The organism is Streptomyces sp. YGL11-2 (assembly GCF_050054615.1).
Lineage (GTDB): Bacteria > Actinomycetota > Actinomycetes > Streptomycetales > Streptomycetaceae > Streptomyces.
In genome coordinates, this window is sequence record NZ_JBNHIN010000013.1 from 113,414 (window position 1) to 139,956 (window position 26,543).

Consider the following 26,543-nt stretch of genomic DNA (forward strand, 5'->3'; position numbering starts at 1 on the left):
CCACACCCGCGGAATGTGCGCCACCGCCGCCGTACTGCCCGTACCGTTCCACGCCATCGCTTCAACTCCCTTGCTTTATAGGTAAGTTGCCCGTTCATGAGAATCCCGTTCTCGCCTTGATCACGAGGCTATGGACGGCGGAACGGCGAAGCGTCAAACGAGCAACCGAACTTCGGAGTCAACCCGTGGCATGACATCCCTGCGGTGGATCAACCCGTGCGGCGACGCATGAGCTGCGGAGATCCCGAAAGATAAAGGCATGAACAAATCTCTCCGGCAGTGGCTACGCGCATGGGTCACGTCGTCCGCTTATCCCTGGGTCTCCGGCGGAGCACTCACGGCGTTCGCGGCCGTGGAGCTGGTGGTGGTACCGCGGCATTCTCCAGTGATCGCGTTCGGCGTGCTGGTGTCCGCAGCGGCGCTGCCGTGGCGTCGCGCGCATCCGGCCACCGCGGTCCTTTCCGTTGCGGCGACCCTCGTGAGCTTCGCTGCCGGAACAGACCTCTATATCGCGGCGACCGTGAGCGGTCTCATGGGCTGCTACACCCTCGGGCGCCACCGCGTGGCGCATCCGGCGATTCTCGTCGGCGGCGGCTCTGCGCTCGCTCTCGTGGTGAACCTGTGGCACATCGCGACGTGGCATCCGCAGGCGTACCGCATCGATCTCTTCGCCGAATGGTTCGTACTGACCGTGGCGATCCTGGCCGCGGTATCGATGGGTGACGCGGTACGCGCGCGCGAAGAGACACAGCGCGAGCGGGCGGACGCGCAGGCGCGGGTGATCGCGATGGAGCGCCGGCAGGCCGCCGAGTCCGAGCGGGCGGCGATAGCGCGCGAGCTGCACGATGTCGTCTCGCACTCGGTTTCGGTGATCGCCGTGCAGGCGGAGAGCGCCACCTACACCACCCCTGATCTCTCGCCGCAGGCCCGCGAAGGGTTCCAGCAGATCGCCGCTTCGGCCCGGTCGTCGATGGCGGAGCTGCGCAGGCTGCTGGGCGTGCTGCGCACGGGGCCCGATGACAAGGCCGGTACGGCTCCCCAGCCGACCCTCGATGCCCTGGACGAGCTCATGGCGCAGCACCGTTCGGTCGGCGGTGCGGTCGACCTGCGGATCAGTGGGGATCGGATCGAGTTGCCCACGTCCTGGGAGCTGTCCGCCTACCGCATCGTGCAGGAGGGGCTGACCAACGTACGGAGGCACGCCCCGGGTGCCCATGCGGTGGTGGAGATCGACTACGCGTCCGACCGGCTGGCGGTGCGGATCGCGGACGACGGGCCGGGTCCACCGGGTGTGACCCACTCCGGCCACGGCCTGGTCGGCATGCAGGAGCGGGCGGCACTGCTCGGCGGGAAGCTCACCGCCGGCCGCGGCCCGCAAGGCGGCTTTCTCGTGGAAGCGGAGCTCCCGTGGTGATCAGAGCAATCGTCGCCGACGACCAGGCGATCGTCCGCACCGGCTTCGTCAATCTGCTGGGCACGCAGGACGACATCGAGGTGGTGGGTGAGGCGGAGGACGGTGTGCAGGCGGTCCGTCTCGCCGCGGAGCAACGCCCCGACCTGGCGCTGCTGGACATCCGTATGCCGCACAAGAACGGCATCGAGGCCGCACGTGAGATCACCCGGGCGTCCGGTGGTACGACCAAGGCGCTGATGCTGACGACGTTCGGCCTCGACGAGTACGTCTATGACGCGCTCGCGGCAGGAGCCAGCGGTTTCCTCCTCAAGGACACCACGTTCCCCGAACTCCTGCATGCCGTCAGGGTCGTGGCGGAGGGCAATGCGCTGCTCGCACCCGAGCTGACCAAGCGGCTGATCGCGGAATTCGTCAAGCAACGGTCGGCACCGGTGCCGGTCCGCACAGTCGAGGAGCTGACCGCCCGCGAGGTGGAGGTGCTCGTGCACATCGCCCAAGGACTGTCCAACGGAGAGATCGCCACGCGACTGACGATCACCGATCACACCGTCAAGACCCATATCAACCGGCTCTTCACCAAGATGGGCCTGCGTGACCGTGCCCAGGCGGTGATTCTCGCCTATGAGCTGGGCCTGGTCGTCCCGCAGGGCCGGCGTCCCCACCCTCCCCCTCGGACCTAGCAGCGAGCCGTCCTTCAGGAGCAATCCATGGCACAGCAGCGGTACTTCACGCGGTTATTCCGTCGAGGCGTCCAGCACCACCACGTCCTCGGCGGCGAACGAAACCCCCACCCGCGCTCCCGTCTCCGGCGCATCGCGAAGTGGGCAGGCCGCCTCCAGTTGCGGTCCGCCCGCCGGCTCAAGCAGCAGCGCGACATGGGTGCCACGGAACGTCCGGGCGGCGACCGTGCAGGGCAATCCGTCCACCGGGGAGGTCAGCCGTACGCCGGCGGGGCGTACGAGCAGACGGCAGGGGCCGTCCGAAGTGCCCTCCGGCACCGGCACCTTGCCCCAGGGCGTGGCACCGGCTTCGCCCTGCACCGTCGCCTCGACCACGTTGTCGAAGCCGAGGAAGCGGGCGACGAATTCCGTGGCCGGCCGCTGCCAGACCTCCAGGGGGGTGCCGCTCTGCGCGATCCTGCCGTCCTGCATCACCACGACCCGGTCCGCGAGTGCAAAAGCCTCGCCCTGGTCGTGGGTGACGGCGAGCACGGTGGTACCCAACTCTCCGAACAGCCGCCGCAGTTCGACGACGAGGCGTTCGCGCAGCCCGCGGTCCAGCTGACCGAGCGGCTCGTCGAGCATCAGCAGCCGGGGACGCGGGGCAAGCGCACGGGCCAGTGCGACCCGCTGCTGTTCACCACCGGACAGCGAGGCAACGGCCCGCCGCTGGGCGCCGGGGAGCCCGACGAGGTCGAGCAGTTCGGCGACCGTACGCTCCTGCTCGGCGCGCGAGGAGCGCCGCATCCGCAGCCCGAAGGAGACGTTCCCCGCGACATCGCGCTGCGGGAAAAGCTGGTGGTCCTGGAACATCAGCCCGACCCCGCGCCGGTGCGTCGGCACGCCCGCCTGGTCCCGCCCCTCCAGCAACACCTCGCCCGCATCGGCCTGCTGCAGACCGGCCACCACCCGCAGCAGTGTCGACTTGCCGCTGCCGCTGGGCCCGAGGACGCACACGATTTCCTGCGCGGCGACATCCAGGTCCACCGCGTCGAGCGCCGGGCGCCCGCCGGGTGTGCCGAAGCGGACGGTCACCCCGCCCAGCCGCAGCAGTTCCCGTGTCGTGCTTCCCGTCTGCGCCGTCATCTAGAACTCCCCGGAGTGGTCGGTGCGGATGCGCTCCAGGGCCAGCAGGGCACCGGCGCACACCACCATCAGGATGGTCGACAGGGCCATCGCCTGCCCGTAGTTGAGCTCTCCGGCACGCCCCAGCAGCCGTGCCACGGCCACCGGCAGCGTGGGGTGGTCCGGCCGCGCGATGAAGACGGTCGCGCCGAACTCCCCCAGCGAAACGGCGAAGGCGAAGCCCGTCGCGATCAGCAGTGCCCGCCGCACCATCGGCAGGTCCACCTCGCGCCAGACCCGCCATGGCGACGCTCCGAGAACGGCCGCCGCCTCCCGCAGCCGCCCGTCGACCGCCCGCAGTACCGGCAGCATCGTCCGGACCACGAACGGCACCCCGACGAGGGCCTGTGCGAGCGGCACCAGCCACCAGGAACCGCGCAGATCCAGCGGAGGCTTGTCGAGGGTGATCAGAAAGCCGAAGCCGACGGTCACGGCGGAGACGCCCAGCGGCAGCATCAGCAGCGCGTCGAATCCGCGGACGAACCTGCCGGCCATCGACGTCCGCCGGGACGGGCCGGTGCGGGGCTGGGGGCGTGTCAGAGCCGCTGCCGCCAGCCCGCCCACCAGCACGGCGATCATGGTGGCCGCCGCGCCGTAGGCAAGGGAGTTCCACACGGCGTCGAGCGGGGCGACGGCGAAGGTGCTGTCGGCGGCCGCCGCGGAGCGAAGCGTCCTGTAGAAGACCAGCCCGTAGCCGTCAGGCCCCGCGAAGGACCGCTCGACGAGCACGGCCAGCGGCAGGACGAGCAGCACGGCGATAACTGCGAGCGTGCCCCACAGCAGTGCCCACTGGCCGCGGCCGCGCGGTCGGCGTGCGGTCTGCGATGCGTCCACCAGACGCAGCGTGGATTCCCGCCTGCGCACGGTCCAGGCATGCAGCGCCAGCAGCCCCAGCACCGCAGCGAACTGAATCAGCGTCAGGACTGCGGCCGTCGGCAGATCGAGGAATTCTGCGGTCTGCCGGTAGATCTCCACCTCCAGCGTCGAGAAGGTGGGCCCGCCCAGAATCTGCACCACGCCGAAGGAGGTGAAGGTGAAGAGGAACACCATCAGCGCAGCCGCCGCGACGGCCGGCCCCAGCGCGGGCAGTGTCACCCGCCGCCAGGCCGCGAACCGTCCGGCGCCGAGCACACGCGCCGCCTCTTCCTGTCGCGGATCGAGCTGGCTCCAGAGCCCGCCGACGGTGCGGACGACCACCGCGTAGTTGAAGAAGACGTGCGCCAGCAGGATCGCCCACACCGAGGTGTCCAGCCGAACGCCCCACAGGTCGTCCAGCAGTCCGCCCCTGCCGACCAGCGCGAGGAACGCCGAGCCGACGACCACGGTCGGCAGCACGAACGGCACTGCCACCACCGCCCGGAGCAGCTGTTTGCCGGGGAAGTCGAAGCGCGCGAAGACATAGGCGCCGGGCAGGGCGATCAGCAGGGTCAGACCGGTCGAGGCAGCTGCCTGCCAGAGCGTGAACCACAGCACGTGAAGGACGTCCGGGTCACTCAGTACGGCGCCGAGCCGGCCGAGCTGCCACTGTCCGCCGTCCTTCAGCCCCCGCCCGACGATCGCGACGACGGGGTAGGCGAAGAACAGCGCGAAGAAGGCGAGCGGCACAGCCATCAGGCCGAGCCGCACCGCCGTTCCCCGCGCAGGCCTCCCGAGGCGGGCGCGGGCTACTTCAGAACGAGCGAGGACCACTGCTTGATCCACTGTTCAAGGTTCTTGGAGATTGTCTCCGGTGCCAGCGTCGTCGGCTTGTCGATCGTCGCGCCGTACTTGGTGAACAGCTCCGGCACCTTGGCGTCCTTGCGCGCCGGGTTGACGAACATCTGGAGCGGCATGTCCTCCTGGAACTGCTTCGACAGCAGGAAGTCCAACAGTTCCTTGCCGCCCTTCTCGTTCTTCGCGCCCTTGAGCAGACCACCGAATTCGATCTGCCGGAAGCAGGTGCCGGTCGCGACACCGGTGGGTGCCTCCTTGGGTGCCGGGTTCTTGCCCATCACCTCGGCGGGCGGGCTGGACGCGTAGGAGACGACCAGTGGCTTGTCGCCCTTGCCCTTGCCGGCCGCGGAGCCCGAGAAGCGCTCGTTGTACGCCTGCTCCCAGCTGTCGACGACCTCGACCCCATTGGCCTTGAGCTTCTTCCAGTAGTCCTGCCAGCCGGCATCGCCGTACTTCGCGACCGTTCCGAGCTGGAAGGCGAGCCCCGGAGAGGAGGCCGCGGAATTCTCCGTGACGAGCAGCCCCTTGTACTGGGGCTTGAGCAGATCGTCGAAGGTCTGTGGCGGAGCGATCTTGTGCTGGGTGAAGTAGTCGCGGTCGTAGTTGACGCAGATGTCGCCGTAGTCGAGAGGTGTGACGCGGTGCGCGTCCTTGTCGAGCTGCAGGTCGGCCGGGACGCTGTCCAGCCCCTTGGCCTGGTACGGGCTGAAGATGCCCGCCTTCAGGCCGCGCGAGAGCAGGGTGTTGTCGATGCCGAAGAAGACATCGCCCTGCGGGTTGTCCTTGGACAGGATCGCCTGGTTGACGGCCTTGCCGGCATCCCCGCCCTTGAGCACCTTGACCTTGTAGCCGCTCTCCTTCTCGAAAGCGGCCAGTACGGACTTGGAGGCGTTGAACGAGTCATGGCTGACGAGCGTGACGGTCTTGGCATCCGCGCTCCCGCCGTTGCCCCCCGTGGTGCCGCATGCGGAGAGGGCGGTCATGCCGGCCGCGGCGGCGAGCGCTGCCGCGGTGATCCTGCTGGTGGTGCTCACTGATTTCCTCCTGGCTGGCCAGGAAGAGACGCGGCCCCGCCCGGTGCCGCCGCTCGCGACGTCGGGTGACGTACGGCAACGCACCGTGGGCAGGGCGCAACAGCATGAGTGACGACCGAACTTCCTACCCGGAATGACCCGGGCGAGGTTCAAGGGTCTGCGGGCGCCGTGTGGTTTCGGCGCTTCCGCACTCTCAGCGCTGTGGCGCTCCCCTGTCGGAATGTGCATTTGTTCGAGCACACCGTACCAGCGGGCGTTCAGCGCTCCGAGGCGGCGAGCTGCCCGCAGGCGCCGTCGATCTCCTGGCCGCGGGTGTCCCGAACGGTCACGGGCACACCATGCGCCTCGATGGCCCGTACGAACGCCAGCTCGTCCTCGGGCCGCGAGGCGGTCCACTTCGAGCCCGGCGTCGGATTGAGCGGAATGAGGTTCACATGGACACGCTTGCCCTTGAGCAGTCGTCCCAGCAGGTCACCGCGCCATGCCTGGTCGTTGATGTCGCGGATCAGCGCGTACTCGATCGAGATGCGGCGGCCGGACTTCTCGGCGTACTCCCACGCGGCGTCCAGCACCTCACGGACCTTCCAGCGGGTGTTGACGGGCACAAGGGTGTCGCGCAGCTCGTCGTCGGGCGCGTGCAGCGACACCGCGAGCCGGCACTTGAAGCCTTCGTCGGCGAACCGCAGCATCGCCGGGACCAGCCCGACCGTCGAGACCGTGATGCCGCGCTGGGACAGCCCCAGCCCGTCCGGCTCGGGGTCGGTCAGCCGCCGGATCGCGCCGACCACCCGCTTGTAGTTGGCGAGCGGCTCGCCCATCCCCATGAAGACGATGTTGGAGAGCCGCGCCGGGCCACCCGGCACCTCGCCGTCACGCAACGCCCGCATCCCGTCGACGATCTGGTGCACGATCTCGGCGGTGGAGAGGTTGCGGTCCAGCCCCGCCTGTCCGGTGGCGCAGAACGGGCAGTTCATTCCGCAGCCGGCCTGCGAGGAGATGCACATGGTGACCCGGTCCGGGTAGCGCATCAGCACCGACTCGACGAGCGTGCCGTCGTGCAGCCGCCACAGGGTCTTGCGGGTGGTGTCGTTGTCGCACGAGATGTGCCGCACCACGTTCATCAGATCTGGCAGCAGCTCCGCCGCCAGCTTCTCGCGCGCCGCCGCCGGGATGTCGGTCCACTCCGCCGGGTCGTGCGCGTAGCGGGCGAAGTAGTGCTGAGACAGCTGCTTCGCGCGAAACGGCTTCTCGCCGATCGCGGCCACCGCTTCGCGGCGCTCGACGGGGCTGAGGTCGGCGAGGTGCCGTGGAGGCTTCTTGGCCCCACGGGGGGCGACGAATGTCAGTTCTCCCGGGGCCGGGCGTGCCATGAGTGGAAACTCCTCTGTACGACGAGGCCGGGCGTCCTCCGCTGTCGCGGAGCCAGGGGCCGGACGGGGCCGGAGCCAGAAGACCTCACGGATCACCCCCCGCGGTTGCGGGGCGGAAAGGGCGCATCGCCCACGAGCGACGCGCCCTTCAAGGGTAACCGGCGCCGGTCAGCCCGATCCCACAAAGATCACGAACAGCAGCCAGACCACCGGCGCGGTCGGCAGCAGGGAGTCCAGGCGGTCCATGATGCCGCCGTGGCCGGGCAGCAGGGTGCCCATGTCCTTGATCCCGAGATCGCGCTTGATCATGGATTCGCCGAGGTCACCGAGGGTCGCGCTGGCAGCGACCGCGAGACCGAGCAGCAGCCCCTGCCACCAGGCGCCGCCCTTGATCAGGAACTCCATGCACAGCGCGCCCGCCACCATCGCGAACAGCACCGCGCCGACGAGCCCTTCACGGGTCTTGCCGGGGCTGATCCGCGGCGCGAGCTTCTTCCTGCCGAACCGCCAGCCGACCGCGTACGCCCCGGTGTCGCTGACGACCGTCAGCAGCAGGAACGTCAGCACCCGCTGCGGCCCGTCGTCCCCGGCCGCGAGCATCAGGGCCACGAACGTCGCCAGGAACGGCACGTAGAACGCCGCGAAGACGCCCGCCGTGACATCCCGCAGATAGTTCTCGGGCGCCTCGGTCATCCGCCACACCAGGACGGCCAGCGCGGTGAGCGCCATCGCCACCCACGCCCCCTCGGCCCCGCGGACGTATCCGGCGACCACCATGGAGGTGCCGCCGACCGCGAGCGGCACCAACGGCACCCGGATGTCCTTGCGCTCCGCCAGCCGCGAGGTCAGCTCCCACAGCCCCACGACGACAGCGATCGCTATCACACCGATGAACACCGGCTTGTAGACGAAGAGCGAGGCGAGGATGACCGCGCCGAGGCCGACACCGACCCCTATGGCGGCGCGCAGATTGCGCCCCGCGCTCTTCTTCTTCGGTTTCTCTGGGTCCGACGCGCTGCCGGACCCGGGGAGAGAGGTGGGCATGGGCTCCTGCGGCCTGTCGTCGCGGAACAGGGGGCCGCTCAGTCGAGCAGCCCCCCGGTCGTCCCGGATGTCCCGATGGTCGTCCTGGTGTCCGCCCGGCTCGGGCACGATGGGCATGGGCCGAGTCTGCGCCGCGTCGCCCCGGTCGTGCACGGGACCCGCCGGGACGGGGGGCGCCACCCCGCGCAGCGAGGCAGCCGGTCCGTGGTCGGGCGGTCCCCATTGACCGGCGCCGGGCGGGGTCCCCCAGGATGACTCGTTCATCAGACCTCTAGGAGCTCGGATTCCTTGTGCTTGAGGAGCTCGTCCACCTGCGCGACGTACTTCGCGGTGACGTCGTCGAGCTCCTTCTCCGCGCGGCGGACCTCGTCCTCGCCGGACTCCTTGTCCTTGACGAGCTTGTCGAGCGCTTCCTTGGCCTTGCGGCGCACGCTGCGGATCGAGATCTTCGAGTCCTCGGCCTTGTTCTTGGCGACCTTGATGAACTCGCGGCGGCGCTCCTCGGTGAGCTCCGGGAACGTCACACGGATGATGTTGCCGTCGTTGCTCGGGTTGACGCCGAGGTCGGAGTCGCGGATCGCCTGCTCGATGTTGCGCAGCGCGCTCTTGTCGAACGGGGTCACCACGGCCATCCGCGGTTCCGGCACGGAGAACGACGCCAGCTGGTTGATCGGCGTCATGGCACCGTAGTAGTCCGCCACGATCTTGTTGAACATCGCCGGGTGCGCACGCCCGGTGCGGATCGCGGCGAAGTCCTCCTTGGCGACCACGACGGCCTTCTCCATCTTCTCCTCGGCTTCGAGGAGGATCTCTTCGATCACCACTTGCTCCTGGTCTTTTCGGTAAGAAGCAGAGCCTCGCCCCTGCCGCGCGTCTTCTCCTGCACGGTGTCCGACCGGCAGGCGGTTGTCCATCCCCGTACCGAGGTCTTCCCACGGCCGGGAGTTGCCGCCCGTACGGGCCGATGCCCGTACGGAATCACGGCAGTTGGGGCCGTCAGGCCCGGGTGTTCTGATCGCTGACGAGCGTGCCGATCTTCTCACCCTTCACCGCACGCGCGATGTTGCCCTCGGCGAGCAGCTCGAACACGAGAATCGGGAGCTTGTTGTCCCGGCACAGCGTGATGGCGGTGGCATCGGCGACCTTCAGATCGCGGGTGATCACCTCGCCGTATTCGAGGGCGTCGAACTTGACCGCGTCCGGGTTCTGCTTCGGATCGGAGTCGTAGACACCGTCCACGCCGTTCTTGCCCATCAGCATGGCCTCGGCGTCGATCTCCAGGGCGCGCTGGGCGGCGGTGGTGTCGGTGGAGAAGTACGGCATGCCCATACCGGCGCCGAAGATGACGACCCGGCCCTTCTCCAGGTGGCGCACCGCGCGCAGCGGAATGTACGGCTCCGCGACCTGGCCCATCGTGATCGCGGTCTGGACGCGGGAGTCGATGCCCTCCTTCTCCAGGAAGTCCTGGAGGGCCAGGCAGTTCATGACCGTACCGAGCATGCCCATGTAGTCGGAGCGGGCCCGGTCCATACCGCGCTGCTGGAGTTCGGCGCCGCGGAAGAAGTTGCCGCCGCCGATCACGATGGCGATCTCATAGCCGTCGCGGACCACCGCGGCGATCTCCCGGGCGATGGCGTGCACGACATCGGGGTCGACACCCAGTCCTCCGCCACCGGCGAACGCCTCGCCCGACAGCTTCAGAAGGAAGCGCCGCCTACCGCCGTTGCCGGCTTTGTGTGTGTCCGCGCCGTCGGCACCGTGATTCATTGAGCTCTCCTCGTGCACATACGAAGAAGGCCACTGCCGTGGGTCTGGTCCAGATCCCTGTGCGGCAATGGCCTCCTCGTCACATCTGCGGCCGGCCGTTGAGCGGCCGACTGCGTACGACCCTAGCGGGGTCGTAAGTCATTCGCTGCCTTCGCGGCAGCCTCAGATGCCGACCTTGATGCGCGAGAAGCGCTTCAGGGTGACACCGGCCTCCTGGAGGACCTTCTCGACGGTCTTCTTGTTGTCGAGGGCGTACGGCTGGCCGAGCAGCGTCGCCTCCTTGAAGAAGCCGTTGAGGCGACCCTCGACGATCTTCGGCAGTGCGGCCTCGGGCTTGCCCTCGGCGCGGGTGGTCTCCTCGGCGACGCGACGCTCGGCCTCGACGACCTCGGCCGGGACGTCCTCCTTGGCAAGGTACCGCGGGGCGAAGGCGGCGATGTGCTGCGCAATGCCCTTGGCGACCTCGGCGTTCTCCGTGTCGAGCTCGATGAGGACACCGATCTGCGGCGGCAGGTCAGGCATGGTGCGGTGCATGTACGCCGTCACGTAGCCGTCGGAGAACTGCGCGAAGCGCTCCAAGACGATCTTCTCGCCGAGGTTCGCGTTGGCCTCGTCGACGAACGCCTGGACGGTCTTGCCGGCCTCGATCTCGGAGGCGAGCAGGGCCTCGATGTCGGCCGGGTTGGTCTTGGCGGCGTGCGCGGCCAGAGCGTTGGCGACGGTCTGGAACTTCTCGCTCTTGGCGACGAAGTCCGTCTCGCACTTCAGCTCAAGGATGAGGCCGGAGGCGTTGTCGTCGGCGATCACGGAGACCACAGCGCCGTTCTCGGCGGAGCGGCCCTCGCGCTTGGCGACGCCCTTCTGACCCTTGACGCGGAGCACCTCGACGGCCTTGTCGACATTGCCCTCGGCCTCTTCCAGGGCCTTCTTGCAGTCCAACATGCCGGCGCCGGTGAGCTCGCGGAGCGTCTTGACGTCAGCGGCGGTGTAGTTCGCCATGGTCTGTGAATCTCTTCTCGGAATCGCGGAAGTCGAAAGATCTACGGGTGGACGGCGGGGGCGGCGCTTGTGACGCCCTCCCCCGCCGTCATCAACCGGTCTTGAGGTCAGCCCTGCTCGGCCGGCTTCTCGGCCTCGGCGGCCGGGGTCTCGACCTCGGCGGCCGGGGTCTCGACCTCGGCGGCCGGCTTCTCGGCCTCGGCCTTGGCAGCCTCGTCGTCGGACTTCTTGTCGCCTTCGAGCAGGTCGCGCTCCCACTCGGCCAGCGGCTCGGCGGCAGCCTTGTCGCCGGGCTTCTGGTCGCCGGTGGCGGCACCGGAACGTGCGATGAGGCCCTCGGCGACGGCGTCGGCGATCACGCGGGTGAGCAGGGTGACGGAGCGGATCGCGTCGTCGTTACCCGGGATCTTGTAGTCGACCTCGTCGGGGTCGCAGTTGGTGTCGAGGATCGCGACAACCGGGATGTTGAGCTTGCGCGCCTCACCGACGGCGATGTGCTCCTTCTTGGTGTCCACGATCCAGACGGCGCTGGGCACCTTCTGCATCTCGCGGATACCACCGAGGGTCTTCTCCAGCTTGGCCTTCTCGCGGGAGAGGACGAGGAGCTCCTTCTTGGTGAGGCCGGAGGCGGCCACATCCTCGAAGTCGATCTGCTCGAGCTCCTTCAGACGCTGCAGGCGCTTGTAGACCGTGGAGAAGTTGGTCAGCATGCCACCGAGCCAGCGCTGGTTCACGTAGGGCATGCCCACGCGGGTCGCCTGCTCGGCAATGGCCTCCTGGGCCTGCTTCTTGGTGCCGACGAACATGACCGAGCCGCCGTGGGCAACGGTCTCCTTGACGAACTCGTAGGCGCGGTCGATGTACGACAGCGACTGGAGCAGGTCGATGATGTAGATGCCGTTGCGCTCGGTGAAGATGAAGCGCTTCATCTTCGGGTTCCAGCGGCGGGTCTGGTGCCCGAAGTGGACGCCGCTCTCCAGCAGCTCCCGCATCGTGACGACGGCCATGGCCGTACTCCTTGTTGTTTCTCGGTTCCACCACGGCCGGTCGGCCGCGATGCCTGACGCCCCGACGCGCCTGCCAGGGGAGGAACCGGGCGGAACCTTCCGAGGACCGAGGAGCGCGGCTGTCGTGCTGCCCGAAAGGGACTGGTGCACTGACGGCGGGGCGTGCGAAGTCGACCCGGTGACCCGGATCGCCACCAGAAGTGTACGGGACGGGCGATGCACCGGGCGACACGCACCATTTCGTGCCCCGGGCGAGTGACCCCGTTATCCACAATCGGCTCGCCGTCCACAGCTTTCGACCAAGATCCCCACGCCCGTCCGGACTCCGTCATGGTCGGGGCATGAGACGACACCCCAGGTCAACCACGCGGCAGCCCCTCTCGCTCCCGAGGGCGGTGGCGATGGCGATGGCGGTGGCGATGGCGGTGGCGGTGGCGGTGGCGGTGGCGGCTGCAGTGTGCGTGCCGATGGCAGCAGGTGCGTGGGATGCGTTCAACGCTGATCCCCTGGGCCTCGAAGCGGCAAGCGCCACCGCCCGCGCCACGCGAACCAGCCCGGAAGGCCGGGCAGCGTCGGCGGCAGCCGACCGATCCTGGCCGGTGGACGGCCCGGCAGGACTGCGGCCCACCGTGCTACGCGGCTGGGAACCGCCCCCTTCACCCTGGGCGGCGGGCCACCGCGGCGTCGACCTCGCAGCGTCCCCCGGCGCGGTCGTACGGGCAGCCGCGCCCGGCCAGGTCGCGTTCGCCGGCACCGTCGCCGGCCGCGGGGTGCTGACCATCGAGCTGGCCGGCTCGGGGCACCCGCCCTTACGCACCACCTACGAACCAGTCCTCGCCACCGCCCGCCCAGGGCAGCACGTCACGGCAGGCCAGCCGGTCGGCGAGCTGCAACGCGGCCCGTTCCACTGCCGCGCCCCGTGCCTCCACTGGGGCCTGCTCCGCGGGAAGTCCTACCTGGACCCACTCTCGCTGCTGCCACCGGCCATGCTCCATGGCGGCCCGTCCCGGCTGCTCCCCGTCTTCGGCATCCCCGAACCCACGATCCCTGCCGCCCCTGAGCGAACGGAATCGAAGCGGCCGGTTCCGGGGCGGCCTGCCCCCACGGCGCACGAGACGACGGACGCGCCGACAAGCGCGGCCTTCGTAGGAGCGATCGCGCTCGCGACAGCCGCACTGTGGGCGCTGGGCCGCCATGCGTCGGGCGGCCGCGGCGGGGCCGGCGGGGCGGGAGGAGTCCGGGAGCCGTACTGCAGGTGGGGTATGTCCGCGGCGCGACGAAACGACGGCGCGGAGGGAGAGATGGAGGGGAGTACGGAGAGGCGAAGGATGAGGTGACGGGCGGGCGGTGAGGCTGACGCGGAGCGAGCCGCGAGAGGAGCAGCGAGGATCACGCCTGCGACACGGCGCAGCCGGCCTCGGTGACAAGGTGAGCGCACGCGGGCTGCGGGCTGCGGGCTGCGGGCTGCGGGCTGCGGGCTGCGGGCTGCGGGCTGCGGGCTGCGGGCTGCGGGCTGCGGGCTGCGGGCTGCGGGCTGCGGGCTGCGGGCTGCGGGCTGCGGGCTGCGGGCTGCGGGCTGCGGGCTGCGGGCTGCGGGCTGCGGGCTGCGGGCTGCGGGCTGCGGGCTGCGGGCTGCGGGCTGCGGGCTGCGGGCTGCGGGCTGCGGGCTGCGGGCTGCGGGCTGCGGGCTGCGGGCTGCGGGCTGCGGGCTGCGGGCTGCGGGCTGCGGGCTGCGGGCTGCGGGCTGCGGGCTGCGGGCTGCGGGCTGCGGGCTGCGGGCTGCGGGCTGCGGGCTGCGGGCTGCGGGCTGCGGGCTGCGGGCTGCGGGCTGCGGGCTGCGGGCTGCGGGCTGCGGGCTGCGGGCTGCGGGCTGCGGGCTGCGGGCTGCGGGCTGCGGGCTGCGGGCTGCGGGCTGCGGGCTGCGGGCTGCGGGCTGCGGGCTGCGGGCTGCGGGCTGCGGGCTGCGGGCTGCGGGCTGCGGGCTGCGGGCTGCGGGCTGCGGGCTGCGGGCTGCGGGCTGCGGGCTGCGGGCTGCGGGCTGCGGGCTGCGGGCTGCGGGCTGCGGGCTGCGGGCTGCGGGCTGCGGGCTGCGGGCTGCGGGCTGCGGGCTGCGGGCTGCGGGCTGCGGGCTGCGGGCTGCGGGCTGCGGGCTGCGGCGAGCGGTGGTGGAGGAGGGGCGGGGTGGGGTGGGGGGAGCCCCCCAGAAGGCCCCGGTGGCCTCAGCCGCCGACCCCTCGCAAGACCATGCCCACTGCCGCCTCCGTGATCTCTTCCGGGTTTTCCGCGGCGCCGAGTTCGATGCGGCGGACGGCGGCGTCGACGACGCCCTGGAGGAGCATGGCGGCGAGGCGGGGTTGTTCATGGCCGAGGGCGGCGAGCGCCTCGACGATCATGGCGATCAGGCCGCCGTGCGCCGCGCGGATCTTCTCTCTCGCCCCGGCGTCCAGTTCGCCGGCCGAGATGGCAACGACGGCGCGGTGGCGGCGGTCGCCGACCAGGGCCAGCTGCCGGCGCACATACGCCTCGACCTTCCTCTTGGGCGTTTCGGCGCCTTCCATCGCTGCCTCGACCTCCGCCGCCCATACGGGGAAGTCGACGGCGCACAGTTCCTCGACGACGGCCGCCCGGGAGCGGAAGTACTCGTATACGGAGGAGCGCGCGAGGCCCGTGCGCTCGGCGAGGGCGGGGAAGGTCAGCGCCTCCGTTCCGCCTTCGGACAGCAGGGTGCGGGCGGCGTCCAAGAGGGCGCCGCGCTGCATCGTCCGGTGCTCGGCCACCGAGGCCGCTCGAATCCTGGGCACGCCACCACTGTACGGATGGCCCCCGCGTTGTGGCACTCCGCGTTACGACACGAGGTGGCAGCCGGCGACATCGAACGGAGCGTCGCGGCCCGCTCAGCGTCCGACATCCGCCAGTTTCGCCCGGAGCTGGAGTACGGATTTGGTGTGGATCTGGCTGACCCGGCTTTCCGTTACGCCGAGGACGTTGCCGATCTCGGCGAGGGTGAGGCCCTCGTAGTAGTAGAGGGTGACCACGGTCTTCTCGCGTTCGGGGAGTGTGTTGATGGCCCGGGCGAGCAGCCGCCGCAGTTCGCGGTCCTCGGCGATTTCGACGGGGTTCTCGGCGGCGGTGTCCTCCAGTGTGTCCATCAGGCTCAGGCGTTCACCGCCCTCGCCACCGACGTGGAGGAGCTCTTCCAGCGCCACGACGTTCGCCAGCGACAGCTGGCTGAACACACCGTGGAGTTCCTCCAGCGCGATGCCCATCTCGCCGGCGACCTCCGCCTCGGTGGGGGTGCGGCGGAGTTGCGCTTCGAGCGTGGCGTACGCCCGTTCCACGGCTCGGGCCTTCTGCCGTACGGATCGTGGGATCCAGTCCAGGGCGCGCAGTTCGTCGATCATGGCGCCGCGGATGCGGGTGATGGCGTACGTCTCGAACTTGATGGAGCGTTCGGGTTCGAACTTCTCGATGGCGTCGATCAGTCCGAAGACTCCCGAGGAGACGAAGTCGGCCTGCTCGACGTTGGGCGGCAGTCCGACGCTGACGCGGCCGGCGACGTACTTGACGAGCGGTGAGTAGTGCAGGATCAGCTGTTCCCGCAAGCGTCCGTCGCCCGACGCCTTGTAGGAGCGCCACAGCTCGTCGAGCGAGGTGGGCGGATTGGGGCGCACGCTGCCGCGCGCGGCGGGTGGTACTGCCGCACGGTCAGACCCGGAGGTGTGCTGGGGCATTCGTCGCCTTGAGCCGTTCTGCCGAGACACGGGTAGGTGGATGGATGAGGGTTGAATTGTTGTGAGCGTAGCGTGACCGCAGCATCGCGGTGTGCGAGGAAAGCGGGTTGGGTGTGCGCAGATACGTTCCGCTGCCCGCACCTCAGGGTTACCTCGTCCGGCGTGGCGACACCCGGACGGGGTGCCGGGGGCGCGTTCCCGGAGGGCCGTGCGGACGGACGCGGTGAAGCGGCAGGCAGGACCCCGTGCGTCCGTTGCGCCACATCGCCGTCTCCCAACGGGTCGGCCTCGCGCGCCGAAGCGAGGCAAACCTGGATTCTGCGGTCATTCCCCTCACCCTTTCACCCGTTCGCGCAAGGTCAAGTACCGCCTCGCCGGGAACCGTCGGCGGAGTCGGCGCGTCGCGCCAACTCCCAGCGCTCACCGCACCTTTGAACGAATCCAAGGGACTGCAACTCGAAGAGCTTTCCCTGGGTGGTGTCGCGGGGTGTACCCGACTCCCGCGCCAGTTGAGCGGTGTCTGCGGGGCCGCGGGCCGGCAGTGCTTCCAGTACGCGGACGGCGACCGGGTCCAGAAGGTCGCGGGCGAGGATCGGACCGCGCCGCTCGGGTGCGAGGTCGCCGATGCTGCCGACAAGTTCGATGACCTCGTCGGCATCGGTGACCACCGTGGCTTCGCCGCGCAGGAGTTGATGCACGCCGGCGGACAGGCCGCTGGTGACCGGCCCCGGCACGCCCATCGTGAACCTCCCGAGGGACAGCGCGCGCCGGGCGGTGACCAGTGAGCCGCTGCGGAGTTCGGCTTCCACGACAACGGTGCCCCGAGTGAGCGCGGCGATCACGCGGTTGCGCAACACGAAGCGGCTGCGGGTGGGGTGGTCGCCCGGCGGCAACTCGGCCACGATCAGGCCCTGTTCGGCGATCCGGCCGAGCAACTCGGTGTGGCCGCGCGGATAGGCGTAGTCGACACCGGAGGCGAGGACGGCGACGGTCGGGCCGTCCGCGGCCAGTGCGCCGCGGTGCGCGGCGCCGTCGACGCCGTACGCCGCCCCGGAGACGACCGTCCAGCCGCGCTCGGCGAGTCCGGCGCCGAGGGTGGTGGCGAGGTGGGCGCCGTATTCGGTGCAGGACCGTGCGCCGACCACTGCGACCGAGCGCAGCGCCCACAGTCGGAGGCCGCCCGCACCACGTACCCAGAGGCCGATGGGGCGGCCGTCGCCGAGGTCGTCGAGCTGGCGTGGCCATTCTTCGTCGCCGGGGCAGATGAAGCAGCCGCCGAGCGCGGCGACGGCCGCGAGGTCCGCGGCGGGGCGGGCGCGCGCGGCACGCAGTCTGAGGCCCGCGACCTTGGTGGGGCTCGCGCCCGGGGGAAGGCTCGCGTCGTCCTCGGACAGTGCGTGCCAGAGGGCCACCGGGCCCATCTCGCGCAGCCATCGGCCGGCTGTTTCGTCGCCTGGTTCGAGGATGCGGGTGAGGGCCGCGCGGGCGGTCCGCTGCGGTTCGCAGGTTGCGCGCCGGGCCGTGCCGCTGGCGGCTGCCGTCCTTGCTCCGTTCGCCTCGTGGGCCGGTCTGGTGGGCGCGCTGGTGGCGCGGTCCGGTGCGGAGAGCATGCCGGGAGCGGGGGCGCTCGGGGCGTGTGCCGTGGGCCCACTGGTGGCGAAGCCCCATTCATCCGTTGCGGGCATCGCTCACCTCCGCTCGTCCGCCGGTCCGCCCCTTCGTGCGTGCGGTCGGCGTCTGCGCGCCCGCTGCGGTCGCCACGGTGCCGCGGCGTACGCCGGTACGGAGTTCGAGGGCCCAGTTGACGTCCTCCCGGGTGGGGCGGTCGCGGCCTGCGAGGTCGGCGGCGGTCCAGGCGACGCGGAGGACGCGGTCGAGGCCGCGGGCGGTCAGGAGGCCGCATTCCAGGTCGCGTTCGGCGTGGGCCAGCGCGCCGGGGCGTACCTGCCAGCGGGTTCGCAGTTCGTGGCCCGGTACCTCGCTGTTGGTGTGCCAGGGGGTGCCCGCGTAGCGGGCCGCGGCGCGTTCGCGGGCGGCGCGGACGCGTTCGGCGACGTCGGCGGTGGATTCGGCGCCGCGGCCGAGTGCGAGGAGTTCGGAGCGGGCGACCGGTTCCACGGCGATCCGCAGGTCCACGCGGTCCATCAGCGGCCCGGAGAGCCGGGCTCGGTAGCGGCGGATCGAGGAGGGTCGGCATTCGCAGCCGCCGCCGGTGGTGCCGTGCCTGCCGCAGGGGCAGGGGTTTGCCGCGAGGGCGAGGAGGAAGCGGGCGGGCATTCGCATCATGCCCGCGGCTCGGGCGACGACGACGTGTCCGGATTCCAGTGGCTGGCGTAAGGCGTCCAGGACGCGTGGGCTGCATTCGGCGGCCTCGTCCACGAAGAGCACGCCGTGGTGGGCGAGCGATACGGCTCCTGGCCTGGGCAGACCGGTGCCGCCCCCGACGAGGGATGCCATGGTCGCGGAGTGGTGCGGGGCGCAGTAGGGCGGACGGTGGACGAGTGGCTGTCCTGGTGGGAGGGTACCGGCGACGGAGTGGACGGCGGTGACCTCGAGGGACTCCTTGGGCCTCAGGGCCGGTAGCAGCCCCGGGAGTCGTTCGGCAAGCATGGTTTTGCCGGCTCCCGGCGGGCCTTTGAAGAAGATGTGGTGGCGGCCGGCGGCGGCTACCTCCAGGGCGCGGCGGGCGCCGTGCTGGCCTGCGACGTCCGCGAGGTCGGGGGTGTGGTCGCCGGGTGGCAGGCCCGCGCCGACGCCGGTGCCGGGCGTGGTGAGCCCGGCGAGAAGGGGGTCGGGGCGGCCTTCTTCGAGGGGGTTCTCCTCGTCCGGCACGGGTTCGTCGGCGAGGACGGCGATGAGCTGCCGCAGGCTGCGGATGCCGAGGACGGAGACGCCGGGGACGAGGGAAGCCTCGGCGACGGTCTGTTCGGGTACGACGACCTGGCGGTATCCGGCGTCGGCGGCGGCGAGGACGGCGGGCAGCACGCCGCGTACGGGCCGGACGCGGCCGTCGAGGCCCAGTTCGCCGATCATCATCAGGTCGGTGAGTTCACGGGGGTCCAGGCGCTCGGCGGCACCGAGGACCGCGCAGGCCACGGCGAGGTCGAATCCGCTGCCGCTTTTGGGCACGGAGGCGGGGCTGAGGCCGACGGTGAGCTTCTTCTGCGGCCACTCGGCGCCGGAGTTCACGACGGCGGCGCGCACCCGGTCGCGGGATTCGACCAGGCTCTTGTCGGGGAGTCCGACGAGGGTGAAGGCGGCCACGCCGGGCTCCAGGTCGGCCTGGACCTCGACGACGACTCCTTCGACGCCGACCAGGGCGACGGAGCAGGTGCGGGCGAACCCCATCACGTCACCCCCCGTGCGTGTTCGACCACGGGGGCGCCGCGGGCGGGCAGTAGGACGCCGATGACGTCGATCCGTACGCCGCCGGGCGGTGGGCCGCCGTGCCGCTCCAGCCAGCGTTCGGCGAGCAGCCGGAGCCGGGCGGTCTTCGCGGGCCGTACCGCGGCCATGGGGTGTTCGTAGGAGCCCGCCCTGCGGGTCTTGACCTCGCAGATCACCAGGGTGTCGCCGTCGGCGGCGACGATGTCGATCTCGCCGTCGCGGCAGCGCCAGTTCCGGTCGAGGATCCGCATCCCGGCCTCGGTGAGGCGCCGGGCCGCCAGGTCCTCGCCGTAGCGCCCCAGTGCGCGGCGGCGGGTGCGGGGCCGGGCGGCCGTCGTGGGCCGGTCCGGGGCGCGCGCTGCTCTGCGGCGGGCGCCTGGCCCGGTGGGGGCGTTCTTCCTGGCGCGTGCGGTGGTGCCGGGCGCCGGGTGTTCTCGGCTCCGTGCGGCTGCTGGAGGCCCGTGGCCGTCCCTGGTCTCCGTGTCTTTGGCGGCTCCGGCACCGTCCCCGGTGTCCGTGCCGTCCGCGGTCCGTCCGCCGTCCCGGGTCCGTGCGCTGTCTCCGGCCTGCCTGCCGGTGTGTGTGGCGTTCATGCGGTACCACCTCCGGCACCGACTGTGACGCCTCCGCGCGTAGCTATTGGATCTTGGTGGACAGCGGATCTGTTGTGGACAACTCCGTCACCCGCCGGGGTGACCGGGGCCGCTCCGCGAGGGGCGATTCCCCGGTCCGCCCCTCCACCGGTCAGCTTCCCGGAAGGTCCAGATCGCTCTTGTTGAGCTCTTCGATGTTCACGTCCTTGAACGTGAGTACCCGCACCTGCTTGACGAAACGGGCCGGTCGGTACATATCCCAGACCCATGCGTCGGCCATCGAGACCTCGAAGAACACTTCACCCTGCACCGAGTGCACCTGCATCTCGTAGTCGTTGGTGAGGTAGAAGCGACGTTCGGTCTCGATCACGTATTTGAACAGCCCGACGACGTCGCGGTACTCCCGGTAGAGCTTCAGCTCCATCTCGGTCTCGTACTTTTCGAGGTCCTCGGCGCTCATGGCAGATCCCCTTCAGCCGTGCGTCCCCCTATTGTGCGTCAGACCCTCTCGGTCTCCAGGAGCACTGGCGCACTCGGGGGGCCTTCGTCGAGCAGTGTGCGCAGCAGCCCGGCGAGTCTGGTCGGATACACCGTCTCATGCGTCGCCGACAGTTCCTCCGAAGTCCACCACCTCAGTCCCGAGACGCTGCGTCGTTCCAGGTCGGTGTGGCCGCCGGTGTCGGTGGCGGTCCGGTGGGTCCGCCCCAGGTAGTACCACTCGTCCTGCTCCCAGCGTCGCCCGTCGAACGGAAAGGCGCAGCGGCGCTTCCACAGGACGGGGCCCAGGACGGCATCGGTGATGCCGGTCTCCTCGGCGAGCTCTCGGCGCGCCGCCTCCTCGCGGGTCTCGGCGCCTTCCACACCGCCACCGGGGGTGAACCACCAGGTGTCGTCGGGGTTGTCCGGTTCGAAGCCGTGCAGCAGCAGGATCCGGCCGTCGGGGTCGAGCAGGACGACACGGGAGACCTGCCGCACCTCGGCAGGCTGACCGCCGGTCACCGTCCGTTCCGGCTTCCGCGCCGGCGCGGCGTTCGGCTCCCGCTCCCGCTCAGCCACGCCGGCGCCCCTTCCTCCGCGCGATCGGCCCGTATGCCGCACCTCCCAGGATGAGCACCGTGCCCGCGACGACGGCCAGGGTGATGGGCTGGATGGGCCCCGGCTGGGACGTGCCCCCGGGGAGGGCGGAGAAGGCCGCGGGGCGCTGCATCACGCCGACGCTGCCGAGCGGCCAGGCGAGGGCGTCGACCCGGGCCTCGACGGCGCTGCGCGGTACGGAGCCCTGGTCGCCGTCGGTGAGGTGGACGCGGGAGTCGAGGGAGTCGCTGCGGTGGTCGCCCAGGAGGAAGAGCTGACCATTGGGGACCGTGGCCTTGAAGCCGACGGGTGAGGCGGGGCCACCACCCTGCCGATACGGTTCTTCAACGGGGATTCCGTTGATCGTCAGCAGCCCCTGCTTGGTGCAGCAGGCGACCTTGTCGCCGCCGATGCCGACGACCCGCTTGACCATCGGCAGCGCGCCCCAGGTCGAGTCCTTGAAGACGACGATGTCGCCGCGGCGTATCTCGGAGCCGTTGACCTTCTCGGCCAGCACCCGGGCCCCTACGGAGATCGTCGGGGTCATCGAATCGGTCGGCACCGTGTAGGGGCGGTAGGTCAGCGCCCCCCAGACGAAGCCGCCCAGGAACAGCACACAGCCGACGGCCACGGCCAGACCGGAGAGCACACCGCCCGTGGTCCGGCCGCGGCCGTCCGTCCTGCGTTCCGTACTGCTGCTCATCCCAGCGCTCCCACCCCGCGGTACCGGCCCGCGTCGAAAGATCCGGGACGGCACCTTACCTGGGGTTACGCCCTCCGGTAAGCCTCCGGCGGCGCCACAGCACGATCGGCACCGCGCCGGTCAGGCCCAGCGCGGCCGGAGCCGCGGCCATTGCCTTGTTGATCCCGGCCTGGTCGAAGGTGTCCGGTACGGGGAGGGTTGCCCAGCGGTTGATGGGCCAGGCGATGGTGAAGGCCCGTCCGACAACCTCGTCCTCGGAGACCGTGCCCTTGCCCTCCAGGTTCTGGTGGTAGCGGGAGTCGAGGGAGTCGTCGCGATGGTCGCCCATCACCCAGATCCGGCCCTTGGGGACGTGGATCGGGCCGAAGGGGCGGTCGCCGCACGGGGTGGCACCGGGGAAGACGTAGAAGTCCTCCTTGAGGGCCTTGCCGTTGACCTTGACCGGGCCGGTGCCCTGGCACTCGACGGTGTCGCCGCCGACTGCGATGACCCGCTTGATCAGGTCCTTCTCCTCGGCCGAGGGCATCAGCCCGATGAAGCTGAGGACCTTCTGGACCGGGTTGGGCTGCGGGGTGGGCGTCTCGTTGAGCCAGCCGCCCGGGTCGTGGAAGACGACGACCTCGCCGCGCTGCGGCTTGGACCCGAACCACGGTGTGAGCTTGTCCACCAGGACCCGGTCCCCACGCTGGAGGGTGTCCTGCATGGAGTCGGACGGGATGGAGAACGCCTGCACCAGAAACGTTTTGATCAGCAGCGCGAGGAGCAGGGCGATGCCGATGAGGATCGGCAGCTCCTTCCAGAAGGCACGCGGCTTCTTGCCCTTGGTCACGCTGCCGCTCGCCTCCTCGCCGGCCGCTGTGTCCGACTGCTTCGAGAGGTCCGCCGGCGCGGACCGTCCTGACTGTGACTGTGGCTGATGCACGGAACTCGCCGCCGACCGCGCGGTCTCACCGCGCCCCGCCGGCTCTTCGGGCTCTTCGGTTCCGGACCGCGCGCCGACCGCCAAGTCCCCCACATCTGCTCCTTACTCCGCGCTCTCGCCTGCCCGTCAACCGGTGCAGGCCCACCACTCCCATAACGAGCGGGAGTTCCGCAGGGGTCGGGAGTACGGTCAAACTCTCGGGTGACAGCCTATGCGGCACGTTCGCTGCCGCCGCCTTCGCGCCCGGCGCGTCGTGCACCGTTGCGAAGGTGTCGGGTTCTTCGAGCATCCGCCAGTGGCTGAACGGCCAGGCGATGACCACGGCCCGGCCCACGACGTTGTCCTCCGAGACCGTGCCACGGTACGGCTCGTCCAGGTGGTAGCGCGAATCCGCGGAGTTGGAGCGGTGGTCGCCCATCACGAAGATCCGCCCGGTGGGGACGTTGACGGTGAACGTCAGCTGGGAGGGCGGGTTTCCGGGGTGGACGTACGGCTCGGTCAGCGGCGTCCCGTTGACCGTCACCCGGCCCTGTTTGTCGCAGCAGCGGACGGTGTCGCCGCCGACCGCCACCACCCGCTTGATCAGGTCCTGCTCGTTGGCCGACGGCAGCAGCCCGATGAAGGTCATGAAGTCCTTGAACGGGCCGGGGTCGCCGGACGTCTGGTTCTGCTCGCCCTTGAGCCAGCCCCCCGGGTCCTTGAAGACGACGACGTCGCCGCGCTGTGGCTTGGCGCCGAACCAGGGGGTGAGCTTGTCGACCAGGACGCGGTCCCCGATCCGGATCGTCTGCTCCATGGAGCCCGACGGGATCACGAACGCCTGGACGAGGAAGGTCTTCAGGACCAGCGCGATGGCCAGCGCCACGCCGACCAGGATGGGGATTTCCTTGAGGTAGGAGCGGCGTCTGCGGCGCTTGATACGGCGGGCCTGGCGCCGCCGCTCGGCCCGGCCACCGGTCGCCCGGCGGGTCCCCTGCGGGCTCTCGTGGTCCTCGCCCTCCCCCTGGCCGCCGTACGCGCCGCCGGCGACATGGCCGGGCTCCTGAGTGTCCTGGCGCCCGTGACGCGGGCGTCCCCGGTTACCCATGCGGGCCCGCCGGAGCCGGTATGCCGTCGAAGGATCGCGGTGTGCCGATGGTGCGCCAGCGGCTGAACGGCCAGGTGATCAGGTCCGCCCGGCCGATGACCTTGTCCACGGGGACGGTGCCGCCGCCGGCCTCGCCCAGGTGGTCGCGGGAGTCACTGGATCTGGCGCGGTGGTCGCCCATGACCCACAGCTTGCCCTCCGGCACCACGGTGTCGAAGGGCACGGCGGACGGCGCGTCCCCCGGGTAGAGATAGCTCTCGCTCACCGGCTCACCGTTCACTTCGATCCGCCCCCGTTTGTCGCAGCAGGTCACATGGTCCCCGCCGATACCGATCACGCGCTTGACGTAGTCGGTGTCGGCGGCCGGGGCCAGGCCCAGGGCCGAACCGGCCCCGCGCAGCAGTCCCGTGACGGGATTCTCCTCCTGCTCCCTGTGAACAAAAGTGCCCATGCCGTCGAAGACGATGACATCGCCGCGCCGCGGTTGGTTGCCGAAACGGTACGCCAGCTTGTTGACCAGCACCCGGTCCCCGACCTGGAGGGTGTTCTCCATGGAGGTGCTGGGGATCAGAAAGGGCTGCGCGACGAAGGTGCTGAGCAGGAACAGGAAGGCCAGGCAGAGGGCGAAGAGGGTGACCGGCCGGTACCGCAGGCGCCCCACCGAGCTGAGAAAACGCGCGGAGCGCGACCGCTGCTCCGGCCCCCGGTCGGGGGCGGGAGAGGGGTCGCGCTCCGTGAGCTGTGCATCGGTGTCCATCGGGCCCAGAGCCTATCCGGCCGGGTCCGGACACCGGACGCGAGCGTGGCCTCGCGGTGCACCGGGGCGGAAATCCGCGGCCCGGTGCGGCGCGGCTCAGTTGTCGCGCTTCTCCTTGATCTTCGCGGCCTTGCCGCGAAGCTCACGGAGGAAGTACAGCTTGGCGCGACGGACGTCACCGCGGGTCACGACCTCGATCTTCTCGACGATCGGGGTGTGCACCGGGAAGGTGCGCTCGACGCCGACCGAGAAGCTGACCTTGCGGACCGTGAAGGTCTCGCGCACGCCGGAGCCCTGACGGCGGATGACGACGCCCTTGAACTGCTGCACACGGGAGCGGTTGCCCTCGATGACGCGGACGTGGACGTTGACGGTGTCACCCGGGCGGAAGGCCGGGACGTCGCTGCGCAGGGAAGCGGCGTCGACGTTGTCGAGAAGGTGCATGACCTACTGCTTTCTTCGCTGATGCCACAGGTCATCAACGGGATATGGGGAAAGGTTCTTTCGGATGCCGTTCCGTCGGGCGGGCGTCGTTCCCCCTGTGGCAGGGGCGCGCGCCGGACGCACACAGCAGCGGCCTATTCTTCCACGGCCCCGCTCGCCCGCCCAAATCGGCCCCCCTCGTTCTCCGACCAGCCCAGTACGGACAGGATCTCCCGGTCCTTCTTGTCGAAGGCGGCGGGGTCGGCGCGCTCGATGAGGTCGGGGCGGTTGCGGTCGGTGCGGCGGAACGCCTCGTCCCGGCGCCAGCGGGCGATCTTGCCGTGGTGGCCGCTGAGCAGCACCTCCGGGATGGTCCGACCGCGCCACTCCGGGGGCTTGGTGTAGACGGGCCCCTCCAGGAGGTCGGCCATCGCCCCGGGGGCGAAGGAGTCGTCCTGGTGGGAGGCGGCGTTGCCCAGGACGCCGGGCAGCAGCCGGGCCACCGCCTCGACCATGACCAGTACGGGGGCCTCGCCGCCGGCGAGCACGTAGTCGCCGATGGAGACCTCGCGGACGTCCAGCCGGTCGCCGTACTCCTCGATGACGCGGCGGTCGATGCCTTCGTAGCGGGCCGGGGTGAACACCAGCCAGGGTTTGACGGAGAGTTCGACGGCCAGCTGCTGGGTGAAGGGGGCGCCGCTGGGGGTGGGGACGACGATCACGGGTTCGCCGTCGCCGGAGGCGATGATCTCGTCGAGCGCCTCGCCCCAGGGCTCGGGCTTCATGACCATGCCGGGGCCGCCGCCGTAGGGGCTGTCGTCGACGGTGTGGTGCCTGTCGTGGGTCCACTGCCGCAGGTCGTGGATGCGGACGTCGAGCTGCCCGCGGGCGCGGGCCTTGCCGACGAGCGAGACATTCAGCGGTTCGAGGTATTCGGGGAAGATCGTGACGACGTCGAGCCGCATCAGCTGTCCTCGCGGCCGGAGGCGATCTCGGCCTGGTTCTCGTCGAGGAGGCCGGGCGGCGGATCGATGACCGCGCGCTGCTCCTCCAGGTCGATCTCGGGCACGATCTCGCTGACGAACGGGATCATGACCTCGCCGCCGCCGGGCCGTTGGACGATCAGCAGGTCCTGGTAGGGCAGGTGGGAGACCTCGGTGATCCGGCCGACGGCGGTGCCGTCGCGGGTGACGACGTCGAGGTCGATCAGCTGGTGGTCGTAGAACTCCTCGGGGTCCTCGGGGACCTCCTCGGGGTCGACCTCCGCGATGAGCAGGGTGTTGCGCAGCGCCTCGGCGGCCGTGCGGTCCGCGACGCCCTCGAAGCGCAGCAGCAGCCGGCCGCTGTGGACGCGGCCGGTGGCGATGGTGAGCGGTCCGGCGGAGGACGGTTCGGTGGCCAGGACGGCGCCGGGGCCGAGCCGCAGTTCCGGCTCGTCGGTGCGCACCTCTACGGTGACCTCGCCCTTGATTCCGTGGGCGCGGCCGATCCGGGCGACTACCAACTGCACTGTGCTGCTCCCCTTTGCGGCTGAGCTGCCGCTCTCGCGGACGTGGCCGAGGAACGTGGGGGTTCCTCTATTGATGGTGGCGGTGGTGGGTCCGACGGGGGTGGTGACCGTCGATCCAACGGGTGGCCGTGGTCCCACGGTGGCATACGAGCGCGGGGGGGGGG

The 26,543-nt window shown here is 70.5% G+C and carries 26 protein-coding genes; 3 read left to right on the plus strand and 23 right to left on the minus strand.

The genetic code is table 11. The features are described from left to right. The first annotated feature begins 259 nt into the window (after positions 1-259). Both ACO1BR_RS17290 and ACO1BR_RS17295 read left to right on the plus strand, forming a co-directional pair. Positions 260-1,414, plus strand: a complete 1,155-nt coding sequence (locus ACO1BR_RS17290; protein WP_426795960.1) for a sensor histidine kinase — start codon at positions 260-262, stop codon at positions 1,412-1,414. Further along, positions 1,408-2,094: a response regulator gene (locus ACO1BR_RS17295; RefSeq protein ID WP_426795961.1), complete on the plus strand. Its 687-nt coding sequence runs from the start codon at positions 1,408-1,410 to the stop codon at positions 2,092-2,094. The genes ACO1BR_RS17290 and ACO1BR_RS17295 overlap by 7 nt, the downstream gene beginning before the upstream one ends. Positions 2,095-2,148: 54 nt before the next feature. On the opposite strand, the gene ACO1BR_RS17300 is transcribed toward ACO1BR_RS17295, so the two are convergent. The 9 genes from ACO1BR_RS17300 to rpsB form a co-directional block, all read right to left on the minus strand. Then, a complete protein-coding gene (locus ACO1BR_RS17300) occupies positions 2,149-3,219 on the minus strand; it encodes an ABC transporter ATP-binding protein (RefSeq protein WP_426795962.1) in 1,071 nt (356 codons plus the stop codon). Continuing rightward, positions 3,220-4,884 (minus strand): ABC transporter permease, encoded by a 1,665-nt coding sequence (locus ACO1BR_RS17305; RefSeq protein WP_426795963.1) that lies wholly within the window; start codon positions 4,882-4,884, stop codon positions 3,220-3,222. It abuts the gene before it with no gap. 38 nt (positions 4,885-4,922) lie between these two features. After that, entirely contained in the window at positions 4,923-6,005 is a 1,083-nt protein-coding gene (locus ACO1BR_RS17310; RefSeq protein ID WP_426795964.1) for a thiamine ABC transporter substrate-binding protein, read from the minus strand. Between the two features lie 257 nt (positions 6,006-6,262). Further along, complete coding sequence (gene rlmN / locus ACO1BR_RS17315) at positions 6,263-7,375, minus strand: 23S rRNA (adenine(2503)-C(2))-methyltransferase RlmN (RefSeq protein WP_426795965.1); 1,113 nt, start codon at positions 7,373-7,375, stop codon at positions 6,263-6,265. A 168-nt stretch (positions 7,376-7,543) separates the two neighbouring features. Further along, positions 7,544-8,683, minus strand: a complete 1,140-nt coding sequence (locus ACO1BR_RS17320) for a phosphatidate cytidylyltransferase (RefSeq protein WP_426795966.1) — start codon at positions 8,681-8,683, stop codon at positions 7,544-7,546. After that, complete coding sequence (frr, locus tag ACO1BR_RS17325; protein ID WP_159507848.1) at positions 8,683-9,240, minus strand: ribosome recycling factor; 558 nt, start codon at positions 9,238-9,240, stop codon at positions 8,683-8,685. Before frr ends, ACO1BR_RS17320 begins: the two co-directional genes overlap by 1 nt. 175 nt (positions 9,241-9,415) lie before the next feature. Then, on the minus strand, positions 9,416-10,186 hold the full coding sequence (gene pyrH / locus ACO1BR_RS17330; RefSeq protein ID WP_039632372.1) for a UMP kinase: 771 nt from the start codon (positions 10,184-10,186) through the stop codon (positions 9,416-9,418). A 162-nt stretch (positions 10,187-10,348) separates the two neighbouring features. Then, positions 10,349-11,185: a translation elongation factor Ts gene (gene tsf / locus ACO1BR_RS17335; RefSeq protein WP_426795967.1), complete on the minus strand. Its 837-nt coding sequence runs from the start codon at positions 11,183-11,185 to the stop codon at positions 10,349-10,351. A 107-nt stretch (positions 11,186-11,292) separates the two neighbouring features. Further along, entirely contained in the window at positions 11,293-12,192 is a 900-nt protein-coding gene (rpsB, locus tag ACO1BR_RS17340; protein WP_426795968.1) for a 30S ribosomal protein S2, read from the minus strand. Between the two features lie 341 nt (positions 12,193-12,533). Between rpsB and ACO1BR_RS17345 the strand changes: the two genes are divergently transcribed. Beyond that, the gene (locus ACO1BR_RS17345) at positions 12,534-13,529 is read left to right on the plus strand and encodes a murein hydrolase activator EnvC family protein (protein WP_426795969.1); all 996 of its coding nucleotides are present in this window, start codon (positions 12,534-12,536) and stop codon (positions 13,527-13,529) included. A gap of 882 nt (positions 13,530-14,411) precedes the next feature. On the opposite strand, the gene ACO1BR_RS17350 is transcribed toward ACO1BR_RS17345, so the two are convergent. From ACO1BR_RS17350 to rimM, 14 genes are all read right to left on the minus strand, one after another. After that, the gene (locus ACO1BR_RS17350; protein WP_426796018.1) at positions 14,412-14,951 is read right to left on the minus strand and encodes a TetR/AcrR family transcriptional regulator; all 540 of its coding nucleotides are present in this window, start codon (positions 14,949-14,951) and stop codon (positions 14,412-14,414) included. A 135-nt stretch (positions 14,952-15,086) separates the two neighbouring features. Next, positions 15,087-15,923 (minus strand): RNA polymerase sigma factor WhiG, encoded by an 837-nt coding sequence (gene whiG / locus ACO1BR_RS17355; protein ID WP_043266318.1) that lies wholly within the window; start codon positions 15,921-15,923, stop codon positions 15,087-15,089. A 359-nt stretch (positions 15,924-16,282) separates the two neighbouring features. Continuing rightward, positions 16,283-17,533 carry a DNA-processing protein DprA gene (dprA, locus tag ACO1BR_RS17360; protein WP_426796019.1) on the minus strand — a complete coding sequence of 417 codons (1,251 nt, stop codon included), beginning with the start codon at positions 17,531-17,533 and terminating at the stop codon, positions 16,283-16,285. 58 nt (positions 17,534-17,591) lie between these two features. Then, entirely contained in the window at positions 17,592-19,271 is a 1,680-nt protein-coding gene (locus ACO1BR_RS17365) for a YifB family Mg chelatase-like AAA ATPase (RefSeq protein WP_426795970.1), read from the minus strand. After that, positions 19,271-19,612, minus strand: coding sequence for a YraN family protein (locus ACO1BR_RS17370; protein WP_426796020.1), 342 nt, complete (start codon positions 19,610-19,612; stop codon positions 19,271-19,273). The genes ACO1BR_RS17365 and ACO1BR_RS17370 overlap by 1 nt, the downstream gene beginning before the upstream one ends. Positions 19,613-20,054: 442 nt before the next feature. Beyond that, a complete protein-coding gene (locus ACO1BR_RS17375; RefSeq protein WP_003980220.1) occupies positions 20,055-20,363 on the minus strand; it encodes a DUF2469 domain-containing protein in 309 nt (102 codons plus the stop codon). A gap of 38 nt (positions 20,364-20,401) precedes the next feature. Beyond that, positions 20,402-20,902: an NUDIX hydrolase gene (locus ACO1BR_RS17380; protein WP_426796021.1), complete on the minus strand. Its 501-nt coding sequence runs from the start codon at positions 20,900-20,902 to the stop codon at positions 20,402-20,404. 49 nt (positions 20,903-20,951) lie between these two features. Continuing rightward, on the minus strand, positions 20,952-21,680 hold the full coding sequence (gene lepB, locus ACO1BR_RS17385) for a signal peptidase I (RefSeq protein ID WP_426795971.1): 729 nt from the start codon (positions 21,678-21,680) through the stop codon (positions 20,952-20,954). A 55-nt stretch (positions 21,681-21,735) separates the two neighbouring features. Continuing rightward, a complete protein-coding gene (lepB, locus tag ACO1BR_RS17390) occupies positions 21,736-22,509 on the minus strand; it encodes a signal peptidase I (protein WP_426795972.1) in 774 nt (257 codons plus the stop codon). A 118-nt stretch (positions 22,510-22,627) separates the two neighbouring features. After that, positions 22,628-23,689 carry a signal peptidase I gene (lepB, locus tag ACO1BR_RS17395; protein WP_426795973.1) on the minus strand — a complete coding sequence of 354 codons (1,062 nt, stop codon included), beginning with the start codon at positions 23,687-23,689 and terminating at the stop codon, positions 22,628-22,630. Beyond that, a complete protein-coding gene (gene lepB, locus ACO1BR_RS17400; RefSeq protein WP_426795974.1) occupies positions 23,682-24,446 on the minus strand; it encodes a signal peptidase I in 765 nt (254 codons plus the stop codon). The genes lepB (ACO1BR_RS17395) and lepB (ACO1BR_RS17400) overlap by 8 nt, the downstream gene beginning before the upstream one ends. Positions 24,447-24,542: 96 nt before the next feature. Then, the gene (gene rplS / locus ACO1BR_RS17405) at positions 24,543-24,890 is read right to left on the minus strand and encodes a 50S ribosomal protein L19 (protein ID WP_189296035.1); all 348 of its coding nucleotides are present in this window, start codon (positions 24,888-24,890) and stop codon (positions 24,543-24,545) included. Positions 24,891-25,024: 134 nt separating this feature from the next. Then, positions 25,025-25,834 carry a tRNA (guanosine(37)-N1)-methyltransferase TrmD gene (gene trmD / locus ACO1BR_RS17410; RefSeq protein ID WP_426795975.1) on the minus strand — a complete coding sequence of 270 codons (810 nt, stop codon included), beginning with the start codon at positions 25,832-25,834 and terminating at the stop codon, positions 25,025-25,027. Then, positions 25,834-26,379, minus strand: coding sequence for a ribosome maturation factor RimM (gene rimM / locus ACO1BR_RS17415; protein ID WP_426795976.1), 546 nt, complete (start codon positions 26,377-26,379; stop codon positions 25,834-25,836). The genes trmD and rimM overlap by 1 nt, the downstream gene beginning before the upstream one ends. Positions 26,380-26,543 lie beyond the last annotated feature (164 nt).